Raw genomic sequence first — 19,156 nt, forward strand, 5'->3', positions numbered from 1 at the left:
GGCACGAAGTAGAACGGAAAGCGGGAAAAAGGCCTCCTGAAATACCCGGACCATTCGCTCCCAAACCCAAAATTAATTTTTCGCACTGCGAAGATAAAAAAATAACCCGAAACTTCACAAGCCCCGGGTTAAAGGTTTCTCAAAATATGGGTTAGTTAATCCACGTTGTCGTGCAGGAAGGAGTTGTTGGAACGCAACTGAATGTCGTCGTTACTGTCCAATCCTAAAGACATGCGCGATTTACTGTTGTCGACAGGAGCGGAATTCAGGTCTACTCCCATGCGTTTGTAAGCAGGTTCTCTTTCCAATTCGTTCACGCGGGAAGCGCTGTTGTTGAATTTATAGTTGAACTCTTTCATTTTTCTTTTGCGCTCTTCGGCTCGCATGCGCAACGTTTCCTCAATGGTCATTTCCACCGGTGAGATTTCGTCGAAGAAAGACTGTGCTGCCGCAGGTGCTTCCTCTGCTTTTCTCATGGTGATGTCCAGCTCGGGAGCAATTGGCGTTTCTTTTACTTCCGCAACCGGTTTGGACGCTAGCAGTTCGTTTTCTTTTTCCATGTAATCGTCTAAAGAATAACGCACCACGCCAGATTCGTTTACTTCGGTTACCGGAACTACCTGAACCGGCTCGTTTACTTTCATCTCGCGGGTTTCTTCGGTTAAGTCGAACACCATGCGGTCGTCGTTTGTGGAAACGCCACCGTTAGTAAGGTCGAAGGAAAACGAAATCTGCTCCTGAACTTCTCTCACTTCCGGTTTTACGATTTCCGCTCCAAATACCTCGATTTCACGAACGTCTTTGATTTCAAATTTCGGCTCTTCTTTTACCGGGGAAACGATTTCAAAGAAAACGTCTAAATTATTGATGAATTCAGAAGTCGGAATTAAATCCACTTCCGCTACCGGCTTTTTTTCAACTACTTCTACTTCCTCCTCTAAAGCAAACACGATTTTTTCTTCCGCTGCCGGCGTCACTTCTGCCACAGGCTCTGGTTTTACTTCCTGAGCGATGGAGGAAAAATCAAAAGAAGGAACCATTGGTTTTTGGGTTAAATCCTGCACTAATTTCTGTTCCCCTTCTAAGGTGTGGATAATCTTTTTAGGCTCGGAATTTACGATTTCCGCTTGTTGCTCTACGTTGAAACCGGTTGCGATTACCGTTACGGAAATAGCATCGCCTAAGGATTCGTCTTCGCCGGCCCCCATGATGATGTTGGCGCTGTAACCTGCTTCGGTCTGGATGTAATCGTTGATTTCACCCATTTCGTCCATCGTGATTTCGTTGGTTCCGAAAACGATTAGCAACAATACGTTTTTGGCACCTGTGATTTTATTATCGTTCAGCAGCGGAGAATCTAAAGCAGCCACGATCGCATCTTTGGCACGGTTTTCACCAGAAGCTGTAGCCGATCCCATGATTGCCGTTCCGCTGTTGGACAACACGGTTTTCGCATCGCGCAAGTCGATGTTTAAGGCGTAGTGGTTGGTAATTACTTCGGCAATTCCGCGTGATGCTGTTGCCAACACTTCGTCGGCTTTGGAGAATCCGGATTTGAATCCTAAGTTTCCGTATACTTCTCTTAACTTATTATTGTTGATAACGATTAAAGAATCTACATGTTTACGCAGTTTTTCAACCCCTTGCAACGCCTGCTCGGAACGCACTTTTCCTTCAAACTGGAACGGAATGGTTACGATACCTACAGTTAAAATATCGCGTTCCTTTGCCAATTGTGCGATTACCGGAGCAGCACCCGTACCGGTTCCGCCACCCATACCGGCAGTAATGAAAACCATTTTGGTATTGCTGTCCAGCATTTTTTCGATTTCTTCGATACTTTCCAAAGCCGACTGCTGCCCTACTTCCGGGTTGGCGCCTGCACCAAGTCCTTCCGTAAGACCAATCCCCAATTGAATTTTGTTAGGCACCGGACTGTTTTGTAACGCTTGGGAATCGGTGTTGCAGATTACAAAATCCACACCTACGATTCCTTGTCTAAACATGTGGTTAATGGCATTGCTGCCACCGCCACCTACACCAATAACTTTAATTACATTTGACTGGTTTTTAGGCAAATCAAATGAAATACTTCCAAATTCGTTGTTGCTTTCCATACTGTATCGGTTTTATTCTGCGTTATCTAAAAATTCTTTAATCTTGTCTATATATTTGTCAAAAAAGCCCCGTTTGATCTTATCTCCCGTGGATTCCATTTCAACCGGAGGTCTTTTGGTTTCCGCTTTGGACTGTTCAGTAAGCTGTTCTTCCTGAGTTTCCTCCTCAACATTCTGAATTACCGGCGGCTTGATTTCAATTTTCGGCTCCGGCTGTTTCATTTCTACCAACGGCGTGGCACTCTTGGTATTGTTTCGGATGCTGTTCATTACCAAACCAACGGCTGTAGCATACAACGGACTTGAGATTTCCTCATCGGAATTACCCGCTAAATGTTCGTTCGGATAACCGATTCTGGTGTCCATTCCGGTAATGTATTCCACCAATTGTTTGATATGTTTTAACTGCGAACCACCCCCGGTTAATACAATTCCCGCGATCAACTTTTTACGCGGATCTTCGTGTCCGTAGGCTTTGATTTCCGCAAAAACCTGTTCGATGATTTCCACCACGCGCGCGTGAATGATTTTCGAAAGGTTCTTTAACGAGATTTCTTTAGGCTCACGCCCTCTTAACCCCGGAATCGAAACGATTTCGTTGTCTTTATTTTCACCCGGCCAGGCCGAACCGAATTTCACTTTTAACAATTCTGCCTGTTTCTCGATAATCGAACAACCTTCTTTGATGTCTTCCGTAATCACGTTTCCGCCGAAAGGCACCACTGCGGTGTGACGGATGATGCCGTCTTTGAAAATAGCCAAATCCGTGGTTCCGCCTCCGATATCAATCAACGCTACTCCGGCTTCTTTTTCTTCCTGACTTAACACCGCATCGGCTGAAGCTAACGGCTCTAAGGTTAAGCCTGACAAATCCAATCCTGCACTTTTAATGCAACGGCCAACGTTTCTGATGGACGAAGCCTGCCCTACTACCACGTGGAAACTGGCCTCCAAACGTCCTCCGTACATTCCGATCGGTTCTTTGATTTCGGATTGTCCGTCGATTTTGAATTCCTGCGGTAACACGTGGATGATTTCCTCACCCGGCAACATGGCCAGTTTGTGTACCTGGTTGATCAGCATGTCGATATCGGCATCGCCAATCACTTCTTCCGGATTCGGACGACTGATGTAATCGCTGTGCTGAATGCTGCGGATGTGCTGACCGGCGATTCCCACCACCACATCGTTAATTTTATATCCGGAATCCGCTTCGGCTTCAATAATTGCCTGCTGAATCGACTGGATAGTTTGTGTAATATTGTTTACCACACCGCGTGCCACACCAAGGCTTTTGGACTTGCCAACGCCTAAAATCTCCAATTTTCCGTACTCATTTTTCTTGCCGATCATCGCCACGATTTTCGTGGTTCCGATATCTAATCCTACTGCAATACTGTCTTTTTCCATTTTCCTGCTATTTGGTGCACACAACCTGTTGTGTAAACTTCAAATTAATCAACTTATATTCCCCTATCAGGGTATCTTTCAAAGCGTGTTGATAAAAGGCTTTGTAATTGTTAAACTTTTTATCCGCATTGATGCTTTTTCCGAAAAGAATCCGATAATCGTAATTCCTGTTCGTCATAATCATGCTTCCCGTTGGCAAAATCTGTACGCCTGTAATGTTTTTTTTAAGGAAATCATCGTCGTGAATTTTCCTGAAAATTTCCACCAATCCCGCTTTATTTTCGTCATTCACCTCACCGGACAAAAGAGGCACGCGCGCGGTATAGGTTTCCGATAACGGCATTTCTTCTCCTTGATAGTCAATGTAATACGAACCTTTTTCGTTGCTAACTCTTGCGATTGGGGTCTTCTGTGTAACGAGTGCTTTTAGGGTTCCGTCTATTGTGGCATATACCTCGACTTTTTCGATCATTTTGTTACTGTCGAGAGTATGCTCCAAACTATTCAAATCTAATTTATCTTTTCGTATCGTGGAAGCGCCGTTAAAATTTTGTATTAACAAGTTATTAACCGTTTCATGGGTTATAAACGGGTTGTTTTCGCCGGTAAATGCAACATCGGTTTTTACAATTTTTCGGGTTCCGTTTCGCTTCGAGGAAAACGAATACAGAAAAATCATGACGCCGAGCATCAGAACCAAACGCACATCTGTCCATTTAATTTTCCTCATTTTTCCAACGCTTTTTTAATATCCTGAACCATTTCGCCTACGTCGCCGGCACCAATCGTTACAATTACCGGAGCATCAGCACTTTGCAGTAACGAAATCAATTCCGGTTTCTGTACCAATCGCTTGTTTTTATTATCTATTTTATCCAACAGCCAGCTCGAAGTAATGCCTTCCATCGGCAATTCTCTGGCCGGGTAAATTTCCATCAGAAAAACTTCGTCGAATTGCGATAAACTTTTGGCAAAATCATCGGCAAAATCGCGGGTTCTGCTGAACAAATGCGGCTGAAACACCGCCAAAACCTTCTTCCCCGGATACAATTCCCTAACAGCCTGATGCACCGCATTAATTTCCGTTGGATGGTGCGCGTAATCGTCGATGTATACCAACTCCGGCTTGCGGATCTGGAACGAAAAACGGCGGCGTACACCTTTAAACGTTAAAAAAGCCTTGGCAATCGCGTCCGTTGGGGTACCAAATGTTTTTGCCATCGCCAAAGCTAACAACGCATTAGTCAGGTTATGTCTGCCCGGCAGACCAAATTTCAAATTTGTTATTGTTTCGGTCGGTGTTTCCACATCGAAAACGTACCAACCGTCTTCTATTTTGATATTTTTCGCAACGAATTGCGAATCGTCGTTTACTCCCACCGTAATGGCTTCAATCGGCAAACCGTTTGTGACGAATAACTTCGTTTTGTCTTCCACTTTGTTGGCGAATTCGATAAACGATGCTTCAATGGAAGCTTTGTCGCCGTAGATGTCCAAATGATCGGCGTCCATTGATGTTACACACGCGATATTCGGATGCAAATGCAAAAAAGAACGATCGAATTCATCGGCTTCGACTACGGTAACCGTTTTTCCGTTTCCGATTAGGTTAGAGTTGTAATTTTCTACGATTCCGCCTAAAAAGGAGGTGACATCGGCGCCGCTTTCGTATAAAACATGTCCTAAAATACTGGACGTGGTTGTCTTTCCATGTGTTCCGGCTACAGCAAAACAAAACGTGTCTTTGGTGATGATTCCCAACACTTCGGCGCGTTTTTTCACTACAAAACCATTATCAAGGAAATAATTCCATTCTGCATGTTGTTTCGGAATGGCCGGCGTAATCACCACCAGCGTATTTCCTTTGTTTAAATAGTCCTGACCAATTAACGCAACATTGTCTTCAAAATGAATCTGAATCCCTTCCTGCTCCAGTTCTTCGGTTAAATGCGTAGGCGTTTTATCGTAACCGGTAACATTTTTTCCGATGAATTTAAAATACCGCGCCAAAGCACTCATTCCGATGCCTCCGATTCCGATGAAATAGACGTTTTGTATTTGGTTTAGGTTCATTCTTTTTACTTTTTAAGACTGATTACTTGATCAGTTTTACAATCTCATCAACTATATCTTTTGTCGCGTTGGGCAAGGCCAACTGTTTTATGTTTGCACTCAATTGGTTTTGTTTTTCTTCGTTGGAAATCAAATCCTGAAAAACGGTTTCAAACTGTGTGTCCAATTCGGATTCTTTTAGCAAAAGGGCGCCGTTTTTATCGACGATGGCTTTTGCGTTTTTGGTCTGATGATCTTCCGCAACATTCGGCGACGGAATAAAAATCACCGGTTTTCCGACGATGCACAATTCAGAAACGGATGATGCTCCGGAGCGGGAAATTACCACATCTGCAGCAGCGTATACCAAATCCATTCGGTCAATAAAGGACAACACTTGTACGTTTTCTTTATCGTTGAAATGTTTATACTCTTCAAAATATAATTTTCCGCATTGCCAGATAACCTGAACGTTTTGCGATAACAAAAAATCCAGTTCTTTAGCGATTAACTGATTGATTCTTCTCGCCCCTAAACTTCCGCCTAAAACTAATAGTGTTTTTTTGGAAGGATTCAGTTTGAAATAGTCAACAGCTTCATTTCTTTTATCGCCTACCGAAATCAAATCCTGACGGACTGGGTTTCCGGTTAAAATCATGTTTTCCTTCGGAAAGAAACGCTCTAAATTTTCGTAGGCCACACAAATTTTATTAGCCTTTTTGCTTAACAGTTTATTAGTGATGCCCGGATAAGAATTCTGCTCCTGAATAACCGTTGGCGTTCCCATCATCGAAGCCACTTTTAAAACGGCACCGCTGGCAAATCCACCGGTTCCAATAACCACATCCGGTTTAAAACTTCTCAAAATTCCGAATGATTTGGCTAAACTTGAAATCAGTTTCAACGGAAACATGGCGTTCTGTAACGTTAGCTTTCGCTGAATTCCCGCAATCCACAATCCTTTGATCGGGTAACCAGCCTGGGGAACTTTCTGCATTTCCATCTTGTCGCTGGCGCCCACAAAAAGAATATCCGCTTTCGGAAAACGACTTTTCAGTTCGTTCGCAATGGCCACCGCCGGGTAAATATGCCCTCCGGTACCACCTCCGCTGATTATGAATTTTGGATTGTCTTTCATTTCTTTAACTTAATTCTTATCTCTTTTCACTTCTCACTTTTCACTTCTCACTTCCCCAACACCGCATTCATCGGATTATCGGATTCATCTTCTATGGAATACTCTCCGCCTTTTGTGGCTCTTTCGATTATTTCCTCGATATTGTTATTTTTTTCAGCCTCCAAGGCCACCTCCCGGTCAATCATGCGCTGCAAAGCTTCGTCTCTTAATCGGGCTTCAGCTTCGATTTCGGCCATCTCTTCATCTTTCTTGGTTACACTCAGAATGATTCCGATGGAAACACAAGTCATCCAGATGGAAGTTCCCCCGCTACTGATTAACGGCAAGGTCTGTCCGGTCGTCGGCAACAATTCCACCGCTACGCCCATATTGATAAGCGCCTGAAAGATGAGCGGGAATCCCAGCCCGACGATCAGCAGTTTTCCAAACAAAGACTGTGCTTTGTGCGCGGTTACCAGAAACCGAAAGAACAGCATCATGTACAGAAACAAGATACCGATACCGCCTACCAATCCGTATTCTTCAACGATGATGGCGAAGATAAAATCCGAAGAGGATTGCGGCAGGAAGTTTTTCTGAACGCTTTTTCCAGGCCCTAAACCGTAAATTCCTCCGGAAGCGATGGCAATTTTGGCATTTTCAATCTGATACACATCTTCATCGGGTGCATCGGAAGTAAAACGCTCAATACGGCTCATCCAGGTGTCCACACGGCTGGTTAATTTGTTTCCGGGAAACGCTTTGGCTATCAGAAAAAACAGCAACAGTCCTGCAATCCCGATTCCGATAACGGAAAACAAATACTGCAAACGGTACTTCCCGACAAACACCAGCATACAAACCATACTGAACATTAAGGCCGCAGTCGAGAAATTGGCCGGCAAAATTAAGCCAATTATCACAAATACCGGCAGCCATAATTCAAAAGCTGACGATTTAAACGTGTATTCTTTGGTTTCGATTTTCGCCAGATAACGCGCCACGTACACCATCAGCACAATAAACGCCAGTGAGGACGGCTGAAAGGTAAATCCGGTAAACGGAATCTGTACCCAGCGACTGGCATTTGCTCCACCGATTGTATTTCCTTTAGCCAACGTATACAACAACAGAACAGCCATTATCGGAACCGCTATCCAGGAAAGTGCTTTAAACTTGTGGTAAGGCAGTCTGTGTATCAGGAACACAATCAGAAATCCTAAGGAAATATGAATTAAGTGTTTGAACAAATAGCCGACAATCGACCCTTTTCCCACCACGTACACCAAATTGGAACTCGCACTGAAAACCGGCATAAAAGAAAACAGCGCCAGCAACGCCACAAACGCCCAGATGCCTTTATCTCCTTTTAAATTGTTTAACAGTTGTTTCATTTTGGTTCTTGTTATCTTGTAATTTCCGTTTCAATTATAAATTCTGAACCGCGTTTTTAAACTGCTTTCCGCGGTCTTCATAATTTTCGAACAAATCGAAACTGGCACAGGCCGGTGACAATAACACGGTGTCGCCCTTCTCGGCCATGCGCTGTGCTATTTTCACGGCTTCGGTCATGCTGGTGGTTTCTACCAACGTGTCTACCACATCGCCAAAGGCTTCCACAATTTTAGTATTATCCACCCCTAAGCAGATGATTCCTTTTACTTTTTCACGCACCAACGGCATTAACTCGCTGTAATCGTTTCCTTTATCCACACCACCTACAATCCAAACGGTTGGCGTAATCATACTGTCCAGAGCAAAAAAAGTAGCGTTTACGTTCGTGGCTTTGGAATCGTTGATATACTGAACGTTCTGAATTTTCAACACCTTTTCCAAGCGGTGCTCTACCCCTTGAAAGTTCGACAAACTCTCACGAATGGTTTCTTTCCGGATACGCATTAACTGCGCCACGGTGGTAGCCGCCATTGCGTTTTTCACATTGTGTTTTCCTTGTAATGATAGTTCGTTGATTGGCATGGTAAATTCTTCGTTATTGATAATTATGTTGATGTTGTCGTTTTTTACAAAAGCTCCTTCTTTCAGTTCCTTGGTTAAGGAAAAAGGAATTTTCTTGGCTCGTATGGTGTTTTCGGATAACCATTTCACTATGGCAGGATCGTCGTCGTCGTAAATGAAATAGTCGTCTTCAGTTTGATTTTTGGTAATCCGGAACTTGGCAGCGATGTACAAATTGTAATCGTAATTATAACGATCCAGGTGATCCGGGCTGATGTTCGTCATGACGGCAATGTGCGGACGATACTCCTCAATTCCGTCCAGCTGAAAACTGCTCAGTTCCAGAACATACGCTTCGTATTTGTTTTCCGCAATCTGCCAGGCGTAACTTTTACCGATATTACCGGCAATTCCAACATTCATTCCGCCTTGTTTCAGCAAATGGTGCGTTAGCATTGTGGTGGTCGTTTTACCGTTGCTTCCGGTGATCCCGATGGTTGCGGCTTCGGTAAACTGACTGGCAAATTCGATTTCGGAAATGATCGGAACATTATTTTTTTTCAGCTGCTTCACGATGTTGGATTTATCGGGAATTCCCGGACTTTTCATCACCACATCGGCATTCAGTATTAATTCTTCTGTATGTTGTTTTTCTTCCCAAGGAATCTGATTTAAAATCAAAACTTCCTTGTAGTTATTTTTAATCTCTCCAAAATCGGACACAAACACTTCGTACCCCTTTTTCTTTCCTAGGATCGCGGTGCCTACGCCGCTTTCTCCTCCACCTAAAACTACCAGTCTCATATTATCTCAGTTTTAAGGATACCAGTGAAAAGATCGCTAACAGGATGGCTACAATCCAGAACCGGGTTACGATTTTACTCTCGTGATACCCTTTTTTCTGGTAATGATGGTGCAACGGCGACATTAAAAAGATGCGACGCCCTTCTCCGTATTTTTTCTTGGTGTACTTAAAATAAGCCACCTGAAGTACTACCGATAAATTTTCGGCTAAAAAGATTCCGCAAAGCACCGGGATTAACAATTCTTTGCGAACCGCTATGGCCAACACCGCAATAATTCCGCCAATAGTCAAACTTCCGGTATCGCCCATGAAAACTGATGCCGGATACGCGTTGTACCAAAGAAACCCGACGAGCGACCCCACAAAGGCCGCAATGTACACGGTCATTTCTCCGGAATGCGGGATGTACATGATATTCAGATAATTTGAGAAAATGATATTTCCCGAAACGAAGGCAAAAATACCGAGCGTAAGCACCGATATGGCCGAGGTTCCCGCTGCCAGACCGTCGATTCCGTCTGTTAAATTTGCTCCGTTGGAAACCGCCGTAATGATGAAAATGACCACCGGAATAAAAATCAGCCAGGCATAATCCTGATAATTATCGCCGGTCCAGGCTAAAAGTTCCGCATAATCGAATTCGTTGTTTTTAAAGAACGGAATGGTTGTAGCGGTGGATTTTTCCTCTTTTGCCAGAGCCGTAATCACGGTTCCTTCTTTAAAAATATCGGTGGTGGAAGTATCGGTTCTTACCGTAACACCGGGATGAAAATACAATACCGAACCCACAATAAGTCCTAAGCCAATCTGACCGATTACTTTAAATCTGCCTTTTAAACCTTCTTTATCTTTTTTGAAAATTTTGATATAGTCGTCTATAAAACCAATGGTTCCCATCCAAAGAGTGGTTACAATCAGCAGGATTACATAGATATTGTCCAGTTTGGCCAATAACAACACCGGAATCAAGGTGGAGAAAATAATAATCAAGCCTCCCATGGTGGGTGTTCCCGCTTTTTGCGTTTGCCCTTCCAAGCCTAATTCGCGAACGGTTTCCCCGATTTGCTGTCTTCTTAAATAATTGATAATACGCTTTCCGTAAATGGTGGAAATCATCAGTGACAATATAATTGCCAATCCGGAACGGAACGTAATGTACTGAAATACACCGGTTCCCGGAACATCCAGATTTCTGTGTAAATATTCGAAGAAATAATACAGCATATTTTTTAGTTTTTTTGATTAAGGTTAATTCTGTCTGGCGGATACTATTCTGTTTACAGCCTGCGGAATACGTATTACTTACTATTTATTTAATTGTTCCAATAACTCTTTTACAATCTTCATATCGTCGAAATCATAACGCACGCCCTGAATTTCCTGATAGGTTTCGTGACCTTTTCCGGCAATTAAAATAATGTCGCCGCTTTGTGCCAGCTGACAAGCCGTTTTAATTGCCTGCTTTCTATCTACAATCGACAGTGTTTTTTTGAAATTTTGGCCTTCCACCCCTTTTTCCATGTCTTCGATGATGGCTTCCGGTTGTTCACTTCTCGGATTATCCGATGTAAAAATGGCTTTATCGCTCATTTCGGACGCTATTTTTGCCATTATCGGTCGCTTGGTTTTATCGCGGTCGCCACCACAACCCACTACCGTGATTAACTGTTCGTTTTTGGTACGGATGTCTTCGATGGTTTTCAGTACGTTTTCCAAGGCATCCGGCGTGTGCGCATAATCCACTATCGCCGTGATGTTCGATTCGGAAACGATAAACTGAAAACGTCCGGAAACACTTTCCAACTCGCTTAACAACCTTAAAGTTTCCTGTTCTTCCAAGCCCAATTGCACTGCAGCGCCGTAAATCGCCAGTAAATTGTAGGCATTAAACGAACCAATTAAACGCACCCAGACTTCCTGATCGTTAATCTTCATCAGCAGGCCTGAAAGTTGATTTTCCAAAACCTGAGCGCGATAATCTGCATACGATTTTAGCGCGTAAGTCAATTTTCGGGCTTTAGTATTCTGAAGCATTACCGGTCCGTTTTTGTCGTCGGTATTGGTGATGGCAAAAGCGGTTTTCGGCAAATTGTCGAAGAACGATTTCTTAACATCGCGGTATTCGGCAAATGTGGTGTGATAATCCAAATGGTCGTGCGACAGATTCGTAAAAATTCCGCCGGTAAAATGTAAGCCTTCTGTTCTTTTCTGATGAATGCCGTGAGAACTTACTTCCATAAAACAATAATCACAACCTGTTTCCACCATTTCGCGCAAATAGTGGTTTATCGTAAGGGAATCCGGAGTGGTATGCGTGGCTTTGAATTCGGTTTCATCCACCATAATTCTTACTGTGGACAGCAAACCGACTTTGTACCCCGCATTTTTAAACAATTGATACAACAAAGTCGCAATTGTGGTTTTTCCATTGGTTCCGGTTACGCCTACGAGTTTTAAATCGGCAGACGGATTTCCGTAGAAATTAGCGGCCATATATGCTAAAGCGCTGCTGGTGTCGGCTACCTGAATATAGGTAATTCCTTCCGCAATCGCACTTGGTAAAACCTCACAAACCACAACTGTCGCGCCTAACCCGATTGCTTTTTCAATAAAATCATGTCCGTCGGAAACCGTTCCTTTTATAGCTACAAAAGCATCGCCGGAGACGATTTTTCGGGAATCGAATTCGATTTTGTTCACCTCGATATCCGTGGAACCTTTTACAGCTTCAATCGCTACTTTATATAATATATCTTTTAAAACCATCACGATAATTCTAAGGTTATGATTTGATTTTTTCTGAAAACCTGTCCGGGCTGAATGGACTGTTGTTTCACTCTTCCGGTTCCGATTACTTTCACTTTCATCCCGAAATTCTCAAGCATTGCCACAGCATCCATTCCGGTCATTCCTTTCACATTTGGCACTACTGCTTCTTTTTTCTGGACCTTATCGTAATACTCCGCGTAATTTTTCTCCTGCGTTTTATAGCGAACGTTCAGTTTTTTGATTTCGTTGGTGGACGGCACATCGGTAAAAATCTTTTGTGCGATTCGTTTGAAAACCGGCCCGGCCACATCGGCTCCGTAATAGCCTGCCGCCACATTAGGTTTGTGCACTACCACTACGCAGGAATATTTCGGTTCATCCGCCGGGAAGAAACCTACGAAAGACGAAGCGTAATACATTTTCCCGTCTCCTTTATGATAATCTACCTGAGCGGTTCCGGTTTTTCCGGCCATCGAAAAATCTTTGGAATACAATTTCGAACCGGTTCCCCGCTTCACCACATTACCCAAAACGGCTTTAATTTTAGCCAAAGCATCATCGGAACAGATTTTAGGATTGATTACCTGCTTGTCAAATTTTTTGATGGTTTTATTCCACTCCTTAATTTCTTTTACAAACTGCGGTTTTACCATTTCACCGTTGTTTGCCACTGCATTGTACAAGGTTAGCGTTTGTAAAGGTGTCATAGAAACCCCATACCCGAAAGCCATCCACGGAAGGGAAATCGCCGACCATTTTTTATCACTCGGCTGCGGAACATACGGTATGCCTTCTCCTTTAAATGGCAACCCGAGCGGTTTGTTTAAACCCAAATTGTTCAATCGGTTGACAAATTGCTCCGGATTGTCTTTGTAATTTTCATATACGGCCTGCACCAATACAGTATTCGAGGATACTTCAAAACCTCGGGCCAGTGAAATTTTTCCGTAACCGCCTTTGTGGGAATCGCGAACGTGACGGCCTCTGTAAGTGATATCCCCTCCTTTGGAATCGTACACCTGACTGGTATCGACTTTTTCATCATCTAAAAGTGCAATTAGATCTACCAGTTTAAAGGTTGAACCCGGTTCGTGCGATTCCGCTACGGCGTAATTAATGGTTTCATAATAATTCCCGCTTTCCGAGCGTCCTAAATTGGAAATCGCTTTTACTTCGCCGGTTTTGGTTTCCATCACCACCACACAACCGTGATCGGCCTGATAGTATTCCAATTGCTTCAGCAAGGCGTGATGGGCAATATCCTGAATGTAAACATCAATGGTTGAAATGATGTCATAGCCGTCTCTTGGCTCAATTTCGTTGTTATCACTGATAGGTTTCCACTGATTTTTGGCAATTTTCTGCATCAGACGACGGCCGTCTTTTCCGTTAAGGTATTCACCGAAAGCACCTTCAATTCCTACTCTTGTTCCTTTTCCTTTTTCGTCGAAACGTTCGTAACCGATGGTTCTTTCCGCAATTTTTCCAATCGGATGTTCCCGAACGGTTTTCTGCTCGGTAATCATACCGCCTTTATAAGCTCCCAGATTGAACAATGGAAAACTCTTGATACGCATGTATTCCGTATAACTTTGCTTGCGTGCTAACAAATAATAGCGGTTTTTGTTGGCTCTGGCTTTTCTCAATTCCGACTGGAAATAGCCGGACGGTTTCCCTAAAACTAAGGCCAGGGAATCCGAAAGCGGTTTCACGTATTTCTCAAAATTTTCCGCAGAAGGCGCCAACGCATCGAAACGGATGGTGTAATTCGGGATGGAGGTGGCCAGCAAACTTCCGTCGGCGGAATAGACATTTCCTTTATTCGCCGGGATTACAAAGTTTTTTACCGTACGCTGTTTGGCCAGCTGACGGTAGTGCTCCCCTTCCACCCACTGAATATTGGTAAGCTTTACGGTAACAGCAACAGCCATCATGAAAATCATGAAGGCTACCAGATAAATGCGATACGATATGTGTTTGTTGTCTACTGCCATAAACCCTGTAACACGCCTTTTTCTTCTTTTGCTACTCTTATTTTTTTAGGCGGAACCGATGACGGAAAAATATGCTTCGGTTCCATTTCCTTTGATATGGTGGATTCCATTTTAAGTTCCATCAGTTGGGAACGGCGGTCTACAAATTCAGAACGCAGTTCTTTTACCTCATTCGTGAGCTCTGTAATACGGTAGGTTTTCTGCTCATAACGGTGCGAATTGGCAATCATAATCATCGCCAGCAGGATCAGAAACAGGATGAATTTCCAATTCTTCAACGCATCGTCTTCGATCAGAAATTTTGCTTTTAACAAACTGTATACGCCGCCTTTCATTTCTTATCGTTTTTCCGCAATTCTCAATTTGGCACTTCGGGCACGGTTGTTTTCTTTAATTTCCGCTTCGGAAGGCACAATCATTTTTCCGATTAGCCTGAATGGCACTTCAAATCTTCCAAAAAAATCGCGCTCCGGCTCTCCTTCGAACAAACCGTTTTTCATGAAACGCTTTACCAGTCGGTCTTCCAGAGAATGATAGGAAATCACACTCAAACGACCGCCCGGTTTTAAAATTTCCAACGACTGTTCCAAAAACTCTTTCAGCACTTCCATTTCCTGATTTACCTCAATGCGGATTGCCTGATAAATCTGTGCTAAAATCTTATTGCTTTTGTGTGCCGGTAAAAATTTCGACAGCACTTTTTTTAACTGTTCCGTATTTTTGATAGGCTGCTCTTTTCTAGCCGTCACAATGGCGTTTGCCAAGCCTTTTGCTGTTGTTAACTCGCCGTATTCAGCAAAAATTCTGCGCAAATCAGCTTCCTCATATTCATTTACCACATGATAGGCACTTACAGCATCGTTTTGATTCATGCGCATGTCCAGCTCTGCATCGAAACGGGTTGAAAAACCGCGCTCCGCTACGTCAAACTGATGCGATGAAACGCCTAAATCACCTAAAATCCCGTCCACTTCTTTTACGCCGTGAAAGCGAAGAAAACGCTTTAGGAATCGGAAATTTTCATTGATTAACGTAAAGCGCTCGTCGTCAATCGCATTCGCCAGAGCATCGGTATCCTGATCAAACGCAAACAATCTTCCGTTCGGCCCCAAACGACGCATAATTTCTCTGGAATGCCCTCCGCCGCCGAACGTTACATCCACATAAACCCCATCCGGTTTAATATTCAGACCGTCCACCGTTTCTTTTAGCAAAACCGGATTATGATATTCCATTTCCATCGTCATTTAAATTACCCATTACTTGTTCTGCCAAATCCGCAAAATCGACATCATCTCCGGAAATGGATTGCTCGTACAAATCTTTATCCCAGATTTCGATGATATTTACCTTTGAGGTCAAGACCAAATCTTTTGAAATTCCGGCAAAATCAATCAAATCTTTTGTGATTAAAAGGCGGCCTGCATCGTCAATTTCGACCATCTTCACTCCTGCCATAAACTTGCGGATAAAATCGTTGTTCTTTTTTACAAAACGATTCAATCCGTTGATTTTCTGCATCATTATATCCCATTCCGCTTTCGGCCAGAGCTCTACGCATTTATCAAAAACGGAGCGTTTCAACACAAAACCATCATCCAAAGAAGGCAATTGCTTCTTCAGCGGAGCCGGCACCATCAGCCTTCCTTTAGCGTCGATTTTACACTCGTATGTTCCGATAATATTCGTCAAGCGAAACGGTTTTTGAATTGATTTAGAACAAAAGTACAGATTTTTTTACCACATTTTACCACAAATTCCCACTTTGTTGATAAGTTTTTACACCCGAACACCAATTCGTAAGAAAATCTGGTAATTCACTCATTTTTAATATTTAAGAAAAATTTAATGTTTTAAAAGAATCTCAAAACAAAACGCAATAATTTTTAAAAAACGACATAATTTATTGCCGAATTTCGAAAAAGAAGAATTTCCATTTTTCAATAGCTTTTCGATTCAAAAAATGTTGATAATTAACACTTTAGCCAAAACAATGGTTTCAAATCAGTTTTAATAAGAAACTATTTTCGATTTTCAGGGTGAAACGCTCCTATTTTAGGAGAAAATCATATATTTGTCTGAATTTGATATTGGATCATTATACACCAAAAACACATGTTGAAAAAAGAAGGCAAATACAGATATTTTGAAGCTGGAGAGGGCACGCCTATCATTATTTTACACGGATTAATGGGCGGTTTAAGCAACTTCGACGGCGTTGCAGATTTCTTCCCAAAACACGGTTATAAAGTTGTCATTCCGGAATTACCACTATACACCAATAACATTTTAAAGACTAATGTAAAAGCGTTTTCAAAATTTGTAAAGGATTTTATCACCTTTAAAGATTTCGATAAAGTTATTTTGCTGGGAAACTCGCTTGGAGGCCATATCGCGCTGTACCACACCAAAATGTATCCCGAAAAAATGGCCGGCTTAATCATTACGGGAAGCTCCGGTTTATACGAAAGCGCCATGGGTGAAAGCTATCCAAAAAGGGGTGATTATGAGTACATTAAGAAAAAAGCCGAAGATGTTTTTTACGATCCGAAAGTAGCCACCAAAGAAATTGTGGACGATGTGTATGCTACTGTTAACGACCGCATCAAGCTTTTAAAAACGCTTACGATTGCAAAAAGTGCCATCCGACACAATATGGCGAAAGATTTGCCTAAAATGACAACGCCAACCTGTATTATCTGGGGCCGAAACGATAAAGTTACCCCGCCGGATGTGGCTGAGGAATTCAACCGCTTATTGCCCAATTCCGATTTGTACTGGATTGACAAATGCGGTCATGCAGCCATGATGGAGCATCCGGACGAATTCAACCGATTGATGCTGGAATGGCTTAAAAAATCGAATTTATAAACAAGAAGTTACAGGCAACTGTAACTTTTTCAATTTAAAATATCATGAAAATTAACACTGCCGAATTTGTCATCAGCAACTCCGAAGTGAGCAAATGCCCGAAAGAACCGCTTCCGGAATATGCTTTTATCGGCCGTTCGAACGTGGGAAAATCGTCGCTGATTAACATGCTGACCAACCACAAGAATTTGGCAAAAACTTCCGGAAAACCCGGAAAAACACAGCTTATCAACCATTTTAAAATCAATTCCAACTGGTTTTTAGTCGACTTGCCGGGATATGGTTATGCAAGGGTTTCCAAAAAAACAAAAGAAACCTTTCAGAAGTTCATCACCGATTATTTTGAAAAAAGAGAACAGTTGGTTTGTGCGTTTGTACTGATTGACATCCGTCATGAAGCGCAGAAAATCGATTTGGAATTCATCAATTATTTAGGCGAAACCGGCGTGCCGTTCTGCATTGTTTTTACCAAAGCTGATAAAATCAGTCGGGGAAAAATCGATCAGCATGTGGCCGCTTACCGCAAGGCGCTTTTGGCCAACAACTGGGAAGAAATGCCGCAATATTTCGTAACCTCATCCACAGAGGAAACCGGAAGAGAACCGCTTCTGGAATTTATCGATCAGGTGAATGACGATTTATTTAAAAACAACAGCTTGTAAAAATATCTGTATAAAAAAGAACCGCGAATTCACGAATATTAATAAATACATTCGTGAATTCGCGGCTAAATTATCAAAAAAGGCCGCTTACTTCTTCAATTCCAGCTTTTCAGCGAAATAATCGCAGAAATCCCGCATGGTGGCTGTCATTTTCTCATCTTCGGTAGCGCGGTGAAAGGTATCGGCCATGGCTACTAAGGTTTGGTGGAAAAACACTTTCATTTCGTCCACCGGCATGTCTTTCGTCCACAAATCGATGCGTAAGGTTTCCTGTGCTTTGCTGTCCCAGATGGATAACAGCATGGCTTTGGCTTCTTCTGCATTTACACCTCCGTCTTTAGCAGTCCACGATAATTTTTCGGGTACGCGGTTTTCGTCTAACTCAACCGTAAGTTTTATTTCAGATTTAATCGTTTTTGACATTATTTTTTTGGTTTGTATTTAGAGTTATCAAAGATTTGTTTGGCATCCGTGGCTAACATTTTCTGCAGTGTTACCTCGTTGTTTTTCATATAGGAACGCACTATTTGCCAGCCAATCCACTGCCCTACACGCCCGGGCGATTCCTGATCGATTTCAAGGTAAAATTTGGAATACGGACCAACCGAAATGAACCGCTGCATCAGTTTTGTATCGGTATCAAACAACAGCTTGTTATCGATGAAATAACGCCACAGTTCCGATTCATTCTCCTGACACCATTTAATCTGTTCGTCTGTGTATTCGATTTTGGCGCCATCAGAAGCATCCGGCAACAGCAGGTCTTTCATATACAATTCTTTACCGAAATAGATCATCTGTCCTAACAAACTGCGGTCTGTTGGCGGTGCAATTTTTCCCTGCGAAAAACTCGTTACCAGATCCGGCATCATCTGCGACGGTTCAAAACCCTGACGCTGGTATTTCGGAAAGCCTTCGTAAAAACGATGGTCTTTGCCCAAATACGTATCTAAAGAAAGTAACACCAGACTGTCTGCGTAAATAGCTTTGGCATCAGTATCAACCTCTGAAATTAAGGTGATGACTTTAGGCGCTTTATATTCCGGATAATAATACTGAATCCGTTTGAACAGACTTTCCAAATCTCCTTCAAAGGCAGTATTGTCGGGGTATTTTTTCTTTACCTCGCCGTACAACTCCTGCAATAACGGATTTTGCAGTTTGTTCGTCCAAACCGTATCGGGATTACCGGCAGGAAAGAAAAACGGATAGGTCTTTTTCAGTTGGGCTAAATCTTCCGGTTTGGATTCATAAAAAAGTTTATCAAAACGCTCAATAGTCAAATTCACCGGAATGGCTTCAACGGCTTCAGTTACCTTGTCTTCCTTTTTACAAGAAACAAAGGCCAGCGAAGCAATCAAAAGCAATGCGTATTTCTTCATATAACTTTAATCAAAAATTAA

Annotated in this window: 17 protein-coding genes; 2 read left to right on the plus strand and 15 right to left on the minus strand. The window is 42.7% G+C overall.

Features of this window, described 5'->3' with window-relative positions:
• Window positions 1-155: 155 nt before the first annotated feature.
• From ftsZ to mraZ, 13 genes are all read right to left on the minus strand, one after another.
• On the minus strand, window positions 156-2,117 hold the full coding sequence (ftsZ, locus tag G498_RS0101710; protein WP_026979550.1) for a cell division protein FtsZ: 1,962 nt from the start codon (window positions 2,115-2,117) through the stop codon (window positions 156-158).
• A 12-nt stretch (window positions 2,118-2,129) separates the two neighbouring features.
• Window positions 2,130-3,527: a cell division protein FtsA gene (gene ftsA, locus G498_RS0101715; protein ID WP_026979551.1), complete on the minus strand. Its 1,398-nt coding sequence runs from the start codon at window positions 3,525-3,527 to the stop codon at window positions 2,130-2,132.
• A gap of 7 nt (window positions 3,528-3,534) precedes the next feature.
• On the minus strand, window positions 3,535-4,257 hold the full coding sequence (locus tag G498_RS0101720; protein WP_026979552.1) for a cell division protein FtsQ/DivIB: 723 nt from the start codon (window positions 4,255-4,257) through the stop codon (window positions 3,535-3,537).
• Window positions 4,254-5,600 (minus strand): UDP-N-acetylmuramate--L-alanine ligase, encoded by a 1,347-nt coding sequence (gene murC / locus G498_RS0101725; RefSeq protein ID WP_026979553.1) that lies wholly within the window; start codon window positions 5,598-5,600, stop codon window positions 4,254-4,256. Before murC ends, G498_RS0101720 begins: the two co-directional genes overlap by 4 nt.
• 22 nt (window positions 5,601-5,622) lie before the next feature.
• Window positions 5,623-6,717, minus strand: a complete 1,095-nt coding sequence (gene murG / locus G498_RS0101730; RefSeq protein ID WP_026979554.1) for an undecaprenyldiphospho-muramoylpentapeptide beta-N-acetylglucosaminyltransferase — start codon at window positions 6,715-6,717, stop codon at window positions 5,623-5,625.
• Between the two features lie 47 nt (window positions 6,718-6,764).
• The gene (locus G498_RS0101735) at window positions 6,765-8,090 is read right to left on the minus strand and encodes an FtsW/RodA/SpoVE family cell cycle protein (protein WP_026979555.1); all 1,326 of its coding nucleotides are present in this window, start codon (window positions 8,088-8,090) and stop codon (window positions 6,765-6,767) included.
• A 34-nt stretch (window positions 8,091-8,124) separates the two neighbouring features.
• Window positions 8,125-9,456 carry a UDP-N-acetylmuramoyl-L-alanine--D-glutamate ligase gene (murD, locus tag G498_RS0101740; protein WP_026979556.1) on the minus strand — a complete coding sequence of 444 codons (1,332 nt, stop codon included), beginning with the start codon at window positions 9,454-9,456 and terminating at the stop codon, window positions 8,125-8,127.
• A 1-nt stretch (window position 9,457) separates the two neighbouring features.
• Entirely contained in the window at window positions 9,458-10,681 is a 1,224-nt protein-coding gene (gene mraY, locus G498_RS0101745; protein ID WP_026979557.1) for a phospho-N-acetylmuramoyl-pentapeptide-transferase, read from the minus strand.
• An 81-nt stretch (window positions 10,682-10,762) separates the two neighbouring features.
• Window positions 10,763-12,223: a UDP-N-acetylmuramoyl-L-alanyl-D-glutamate--2,6-diaminopimelate ligase gene (locus G498_RS0101750; protein ID WP_117616539.1), complete on the minus strand. Its 1,461-nt coding sequence runs from the start codon at window positions 12,221-12,223 to the stop codon at window positions 10,763-10,765.
• Window positions 12,223-14,220 (minus strand): penicillin-binding protein, encoded by a 1,998-nt coding sequence (locus G498_RS0101755; RefSeq protein WP_026979559.1) that lies wholly within the window; start codon window positions 14,218-14,220, stop codon window positions 12,223-12,225. The genes G498_RS0101750 and G498_RS0101755 overlap by 1 nt, the downstream gene beginning before the upstream one ends.
• Window positions 14,211-14,555, minus strand: a complete 345-nt coding sequence (locus tag G498_RS0101760; protein ID WP_026979560.1) for an FtsL-like putative cell division protein — start codon at window positions 14,553-14,555, stop codon at window positions 14,211-14,213. The genes G498_RS0101755 and G498_RS0101760 overlap by 10 nt, the downstream gene beginning before the upstream one ends.
• A 3-nt stretch (window positions 14,556-14,558) precedes the next feature.
• On the minus strand, window positions 14,559-15,467 hold the full coding sequence (gene rsmH / locus G498_RS0101765; RefSeq protein WP_026979561.1) for a 16S rRNA (cytosine(1402)-N(4))-methyltransferase RsmH: 909 nt from the start codon (window positions 15,465-15,467) through the stop codon (window positions 14,559-14,561).
• Window positions 15,442-15,912: a division/cell wall cluster transcriptional repressor MraZ gene (gene mraZ / locus G498_RS0101770; RefSeq protein WP_026979562.1), complete on the minus strand. Its 471-nt coding sequence runs from the start codon at window positions 15,910-15,912 to the stop codon at window positions 15,442-15,444. The genes rsmH and mraZ overlap by 26 nt, the downstream gene beginning before the upstream one ends.
• A gap of 423 nt (window positions 15,913-16,335) precedes the next feature.
• Here mraZ and G498_RS0101780 point away from each other — a divergent pair, with 423 nt between their 5' ends.
• Window positions 16,336-17,091, plus strand: a complete 756-nt coding sequence (locus tag G498_RS0101780; protein ID WP_026979563.1) for an alpha/beta fold hydrolase — start codon at window positions 16,336-16,338, stop codon at window positions 17,089-17,091.
• A gap of 44 nt (window positions 17,092-17,135) precedes the next feature.
• Window positions 17,136-17,753 (plus strand): ribosome biogenesis GTP-binding protein YihA/YsxC, encoded by a 618-nt coding sequence (gene yihA, locus G498_RS0101785; RefSeq protein WP_026979564.1) that lies wholly within the window; start codon window positions 17,136-17,138, stop codon window positions 17,751-17,753.
• Between the two features lie 87 nt (window positions 17,754-17,840).
• Here yihA and gldC read toward each other — a convergent pair whose 3' ends face one another.
• Window positions 17,841-18,176, minus strand: a complete 336-nt coding sequence (gene gldC / locus G498_RS0101790; RefSeq protein WP_026979565.1) for a gliding motility protein GldC — start codon at window positions 18,174-18,176, stop codon at window positions 17,841-17,843.
• On the minus strand, window positions 18,176-19,135 hold the full coding sequence (gene gldB / locus G498_RS0101795) for a gliding motility lipoprotein GldB (RefSeq protein ID WP_026979566.1): 960 nt from the start codon (window positions 19,133-19,135) through the stop codon (window positions 18,176-18,178). The genes gldC and gldB overlap by 1 nt, the downstream gene beginning before the upstream one ends.
• Between the last annotated feature and the right edge of the window lie 21 nt (window positions 19,136-19,156).

Source organism: Flavobacterium suncheonense GH29-5 = DSM 17707, assembly GCF_000430025.1.
Taxonomy (GTDB): Bacteria; Bacteroidota; Bacteroidia; order Flavobacteriales; family Flavobacteriaceae; genus Flavobacterium; species Flavobacterium suncheonense.

Bases quoted from the DNA above. Each gene is read 5' to 3' on its own strand.
- murC (WP_026979553.1), bottom strand. From the start codon at position 5,600: ATGAACCTAAACCAAATACAAAACGTCTATTTCATCGGAATCGGAGGC.
- G498_RS0101755 (WP_026979559.1), bottom strand. From the start codon at position 14,220: ATGGCAGTAGACAACAAACACATATCGTATCGCATTTATCTGGTAGCC.
- gldB (WP_026979566.1), bottom strand. From the start codon at position 19,135: ATGAAGAAATACGCATTGCTTTTGATTGCTTCGCTGGCCTTTGTTTCT.
- murD (WP_026979556.1), bottom strand. From the start codon at position 9,456: ATGAGACTGGTAGTTTTAGGTGGAGGAGAAAGCGGCGTAGGCACCGCG.
- G498_RS0101780 (WP_026979563.1), top strand. From the start codon at position 16,336: ATGTTGAAAAAAGAAGGCAAATACAGATATTTTGAAGCTGGAGAGGGC.
- ftsA (WP_026979551.1), bottom strand. From the start codon at position 3,527: ATGGAAAAAGACAGTATTGCAGTAGGATTAGATATCGGAACCACGAAA.
- G498_RS0101750 (WP_117616539.1), bottom strand. From the start codon at position 12,223: ATGGTTTTAAAAGATATATTATATAAAGTAGCGATTGAAGCTGTAAAA.
- ftsZ (WP_026979550.1), bottom strand. From the start codon at position 2,117: ATGGAAAGCAACAACGAATTTGGAAGTATTTCATTTGATTTGCCTAAA.
- G498_RS0101735 (WP_026979555.1), bottom strand. From the start codon at position 8,090: ATGAAACAACTGTTAAACAATTTAAAAGGAGATAAAGGCATCTGGGCG.
- rsmH (WP_026979561.1), bottom strand. From the start codon at position 15,467: ATGACGATGGAAATGGAATATCATAATCCGGTTTTGCTAAAAGAAACG.
- G498_RS0101760 (WP_026979560.1), bottom strand. From the start codon at position 14,555: ATGAAAGGCGGCGTATACAGTTTGTTAAAAGCAAAATTTCTGATCGAA.
- gldC (WP_026979565.1), bottom strand. From the start codon at position 18,176: ATGTCAAAAACGATTAAATCTGAAATAAAACTTACGGTTGAGTTAGAC.
- mraY (WP_026979557.1), bottom strand. From the start codon at position 10,681: ATGCTGTATTATTTCTTCGAATATTTACACAGAAATCTGGATGTTCCG.
- murG (WP_026979554.1), bottom strand. From the start codon at position 6,717: ATGAAAGACAATCCAAAATTCATAATCAGCGGAGGTGGTACCGGAGGG.
- yihA (WP_026979564.1), top strand. From the start codon at position 17,136: ATGAAAATTAACACTGCCGAATTTGTCATCAGCAACTCCGAAGTGAGC.
- G498_RS0101720 (WP_026979552.1), bottom strand. From the start codon at position 4,257: ATGAGGAAAATTAAATGGACAGATGTGCGTTTGGTTCTGATGCTCGGC.